The following is a 4,563-nucleotide window of genomic DNA, read 5'->3' as shown; positions in this document are numbered from 1 at the left end:
CCCGACCGCCGGCCGCAACCCCCACCCACCCAGGGGCGCGGGGAACCGCGCGACCAGCCCCCACCGACCCGCACCCGAACGACGCACGGCCAGCAACCAGAAGCTGAGCCACACCATGCGCGGACTTGACGCGCAGGAATTCGCACGGTTTGATCCAGGGCGTGCCGAGGCGCCCAGCCCGGCACGCAGAGGTACGCCCAGCCGGTATCGGACAAGGTTCTCAGTCCGGCCAAAGTCGCCAGGACCGTCACGGGGTCCGAGGCGGGGACGTACTCGCGATTGATGGAGCGGACATGCCCGTCAAGCGTGGCGCCCGCGTGGGAGCGTTCAGGACGGCCACCGCCCTGATCGTCCTCGCGGCACTGGCTTCCTGTACGTCGGATCCGGACGACAAGGTCCCGGACGAGTCCACGAACCCGAGCCCCAAGGCCGTTCGGCTGCCCCCCGTGCACGCGGGCTTCGACTACCAGATCGGCGGCGCCTATCCGCCGCCCGCCGGCGTCCGTGTCGTCGCCCGCGACCGCAAGGCCGAACCCGCCCGCGGCCTCTACAACATCTGTTACGTCAACGCGTTCCAGGCCCAGCCGGACGAACGGGACGACTGGCCCGCCGAACTGCTGCTGCGCGACAAGAAGGGCAAGGTCGTCGTCGACGGAGACTGGGCCGAGGCCCTGCTCGACATCGGCACGCCTGCCAAGCGCGAACGCGTCGCGGCCAGGATCAACGAGTGGATCGACGGCTGCGCGGACAAGGGCTACGACGCCGTGGAGCCGGACAACTTCGACAGCTTCACCCGCTCCCGCGGTCTGCTGAGCGCGGCGGACGCCACCGCCTTCATCAAGCTGCTGGCGGACCACGCGCACTCCCGGGGCCTGGCCATCGGGCAGAAGAACACCGTGGAACTGGCCGGTCAACGAGGCCGTACAGGGCTCGACTTCGCTGTGGCGGAGGAGTGCGGCGAGTACGACGAGTGCGGTGAGTACGCCGAGGCGTTCGACGACCGGGTCGTCGTGATCGAGTACACCGACAACGGTTTCAGGAAGGCCCGTTCGGGCTTCGGCGACCGGCTGAGCATTGTGCGCCGGGATGTGCTGGTGTCGACGCCGGACAGCGCCGACTACGTCCGCAAGACCCGCTGACGGAGGCTCCTGATGGCTCGAACCCGAGGTGTGCTGTGCCCTGTTGAGCGCCGCGGCCTGCTCAAAGGGGCTGCCGCGATCGCCGCCGCGCCGCTGCTGGGCGCCTGTTCGCAGGGCGCGTCCGACGGCGTGGGCGCCGACGGGAAAGTGACCGTGGAGCTGTGGCACGGCCAGGTCGACATCGCCAAGGACGCGATACAGGCGCTGGTCACGGAGTTCAACCGGACGCATCCGAAGATCCGGGTGGACGCAGGTGGCGGCGGGGTCATCTCCGACGCGATGCTGCAGAAGGTGACGGCCGCCCTGGCCGCCGGCTCGTATCCGGACATCGCGTACGTCTTCGGCTCCGACCTCGCCAGCATCGCCCGCAGCCCCCGTGTCGTCGACCTGACCGACGCGATGCGCGGCGGCCCCACGCCCTGGAACAGCTTCTGGGCGCCGGTGCGTGAAGCAGTCAGCGTCAACGGCAAGGTGCGGGCCGCTCCCGCGCTGCTCGACTCGCTGGCCGTCGTCTACAACAGGAAACTGTTCCGGCAGGCCGGTGTCCCCTTCCCCGAAGCGGGGTGGACCTGGGACGAATTCACCGACACGGCACGGAAGCTGACCGACTCCGGCCAGGGCGTCTTCGGAACGGGCTGGCCCGGCACGGGTGACGAGGACACGGTCTGGCGGCTGTGGCCGATGATCTGGGACCTGGGCGGTGACGTCGTCGCCGACGACGGCAAGAGCATCGGCTTCGCCGGCCAGGGTGTCCGGGCGCTCGACACCCTGCGGCAACTCGTCCGGGACAAGAGCGTGTACGTCGATCCGAAGCCCGGCGGCGAGCAGATGTACCAGGTGTTCCTGGGCGGCCGGATGGCGATGGTGGCGACCGGGCCCTGGCAACTGCCGGACATCCTGGACGCCGACGTGGACTACGACGTCGTACCGCTGCCGTCCTACAGCGGGCGCCCTGTGACCATCTCGGGCCCCGACACCTGGACGGTCTTCGACAACGGTTCCGCGCGCTCGCGGGCAGCCGTGGAGTTCGTCCAGTGGATGATGCGGCCGGAGCAGGACGCCCGGTGGGACATCCGGGCCGGGAGCCTGCCCCTCGGGTCCGCGACGGAGCGGCGCCCGCAGTGGCGGAAGCACTCCCGGGAGACCACGGGACTCTCGGTGTTCACCGACGCGCTGGACTCCGCCCGGGTCCGGCCCGTCCATGCCGCGTACCCACAGATCTCCCAGGCCCTCGGCGAGGCCATCGTGTCCGTCCTGCTCGGCCGGGACTCCCCCGCCAAGGCGCTGCGCCGGTGCGCCGACAAGGCCGACGCGGCGCTGCTCATCCCGCGCTGACCACTCACGGATGCCTCACCGATCCGTCGTGGATCCCCGCTCGACCTGTGCTGATCCCGCGCCGCACCAAGGGAGGAAGGCCGCATGACATCACTGCCCCGCGCCATCACCCTCGCACCGCAGTCCCAGCCGCGGGCACCCGCCGTCTCCCGGCGCGGCGCTCGGCGGCGCGCCCGGCGGGAGAAGGCCACCGCCTGGGCGTTCATCGCCCCGTCGGTTCTCGTCATCCTGGGCCTGGGCATCGTCCCGGTCGTCTGGTCGCTGCTGCTGTCGTTCCGCGCCGACGACCTGGTCACGCCGGGCCGCTGGGTGGGCCTCGACAACTACCGGGCGCTGTCCCAGGACCCCAACTTCCATACGGCGGTGGGCAATACGCTGCTGTACTCGGCGCTGTTCGTGCCGCTGAGCCTGCTCGGCGGTCTGGCGCTCGCGCTCGCCCTGAACCGGCGTATCCGGTTCATCGGCCTCTACCGGACCCTGCTCTTCATCCCGTTCGTGGTGTCCGCGGCCGCGCAGGGCGTGCTGTTCTCCTTCATCCTCGATCCGGAGTTCGGCGCGGCCAACTCGCTGCTGCACAAGTTCGGCATCTCGCCGCAGGGCTTCCTGACCGACCCCGACCAGGCCATCTATCTGCTGGTCCTGATCTCGCTGTGGAGCGGTGTCGGCTTCTGCGTGGTCGTCTATCTCGCCGCGCTACAGGACGTGCCGCGTGAACTCGTCGAGGCCGCCCGCATCGACGGGGCCGGGCGGTGGCGCGTACTGCGGCACATCACTCTCCCTGCCCTCACCCCCGTGACGGTCTTCCTGCTGCTGTGGCAGCTGATCACCGCGCTCCAGGTCTTCGACCTCGTGTACGTGACCACGAAGGGTGGCCCGCTCGGCTCGACCACCGTGATCGTGTACTTCGTCTGGCAGCAGGCGTTCCAGATGTTCACGGCCGGATACGGGGCCGCGGCCGCGTACGTCCTCGCGCTGGCCATGCTGGTCGCGGGGGTGGCCCTGCGTGTCGTGCGGCGCCGACAGGGGCGCGTCGTGGAAGGGGCCCTCCGATGAGTACGCGTCCGACGAGTGCGCTCAAGGTGAGTGCGGGCGTGGCGAGTTCGCGCAGGGTGAGCCCCTGGCATCTGCTGCTCGCCCCGCTGGCGCTGGCGTTCGCGCTGCCGCTGGTGTGGCTGCTGCTGAGCTCGGTGATGACGAACGCGGAGATCAACCGGTTTCCGCCGGCGCTGTGGCCCGACGGCATCGATCTGGGCGGCTACCGGTACGTGCTGGGCAACGCGATGTTCCCGCGCTGGTTCGCGAACTCGCTGATCGTCGCGTCGGTCGCCGTGGTGTCGAATCTGATGCTCGGGTCGCTCGGCGGCTACGCGTTCGCGCGGATGCGGTTCGCGGGGTCGCGGGTGCTGCTCGGGCTGATGCTGGCGACCATGGTCATCCCTTTCCAGCTGACGATGATCCCGACCTTCCTGGTGATGAAGTGGCTCGGTCTGATCGACACACTCGGTGCGCTGATCGTGCCGTCGCTGGTGACGCCCTTCGCCGTGTTCCTGTTCCGGCAGTTCTTCCTGACTCTGCCGAGGGAGATCGAGGAGGCCGCCTGGATCGACGGGTGTTCGCGGCTGCGCGTGCTCTTCTCGATCGTCATGCCGCTGGCCCGGCCCGCCCTCGCGACGGTTGCGGTGCTGACGTTCCTCACGACGTGGAACGACCTGTCCTGGCCGCTCATCGCGATCAACCACGACACGCAGTACACGCTCCAGTTGGGTCTGACCACCTTCCAGGGGCAGCACCACGCGCGGTGGTCCGCGGTGATGGCGGGCAACGTCATCACGGTGCTGCCGGTCCTGGTGGCGTTCCTGCTGGCGCAGAAGACGTTCGTCCAGTCGCTCACGTCCAGCGGACTGAAGGGGTAGCCGCCTTGTCCCGTTCCTTCGACCTCCTGGTGATCGGTGACGTCAATCCCGATGTCGTGGTGGGTCCGGTGCCCCGCGCGGTGGCCTTCGGCCAGCGTGAACAGCTCGTCGAGCGGGGCGGGCTGGTCCTCGGCGGCTCGGCGGCGATCATGGCGTGCGGGGCGGCGCGGCTGGGG

The 4,563-nt window shown here is 69.7% G+C and carries 4 protein-coding genes and 1 pseudogene; all 5 read left to right on the top strand.

The window, feature by feature from the left end:
* Positions 1-293: 293 nt before the first annotated feature.
* Positions 294-1,139 carry an endo alpha-1,4 polygalactosaminidase gene (locus O3Q52_RS49290; RefSeq protein WP_269654959.1) on the top strand — a complete coding sequence of 282 codons (846 nt, stop codon included), beginning with the start codon at positions 294-296 and terminating at the stop codon, positions 1,137-1,139.
* Positions 1,140-1,151: 12 nt separating this feature from the next.
* Positions 1,152-2,474: an ABC transporter substrate-binding protein gene (locus tag O3Q52_RS49285; RefSeq protein ID WP_269654958.1), complete on the top strand. Its 1,323-nt coding sequence runs from the start codon at positions 1,152-1,154 to the stop codon at positions 2,472-2,474.
* Between the two features lie 84 nt (positions 2,475-2,558).
* Positions 2,559-3,527 (top strand): carbohydrate ABC transporter permease, encoded by a 969-nt coding sequence (locus tag O3Q52_RS49280; protein ID WP_269654957.1) that lies wholly within the window; start codon positions 2,559-2,561, stop codon positions 3,525-3,527.
* Positions 3,524-4,387, top strand: a complete 864-nt coding sequence (locus O3Q52_RS49275) for a carbohydrate ABC transporter permease (RefSeq protein WP_269654956.1) — start codon at positions 3,524-3,526, stop codon at positions 4,385-4,387. Before O3Q52_RS49280 ends, O3Q52_RS49275 begins: the two co-directional genes overlap by 4 nt.
* Before the next feature lie 5 nt (positions 4,388-4,392).
* Positions 4,393-4,563, top strand: a pseudogene (locus O3Q52_RS49270) (carbohydrate kinase family protein); the annotation flags it as partial.

Origin of the sequence: Streptomyces sp. ActVer (assembly GCF_027270795.1) — a bacterium.
GTDB classification, from domain to species: Bacteria; Actinomycetota; Actinomycetes; order Streptomycetales; family Streptomycetaceae; genus Streptomyces; species Streptomyces umbrinus_A.
This window is presented reverse-complemented; position numbering and strand designations above follow the sequence as displayed.

Coding starts and splice junctions, on each gene's coding strand:
- O3Q52_RS49275 (WP_269654956.1), top strand. CDS start 3,524: ATGAGTACGCGTCCGACGAGTGCGCTCAAGGTGAGTGCGGGCGTGGCG.
- O3Q52_RS49285 (WP_269654958.1), top strand. CDS start 1,152: ATGGCTCGAACCCGAGGTGTGCTGTGCCCTGTTGAGCGCCGCGGCCTG.
- O3Q52_RS49290 (WP_269654959.1), top strand. CDS start 294: ATGCCCGTCAAGCGTGGCGCCCGCGTGGGAGCGTTCAGGACGGCCACC.
- O3Q52_RS49280 (WP_269654957.1), top strand. CDS start 2,559: ATGACATCACTGCCCCGCGCCATCACCCTCGCACCGCAGTCCCAGCCG.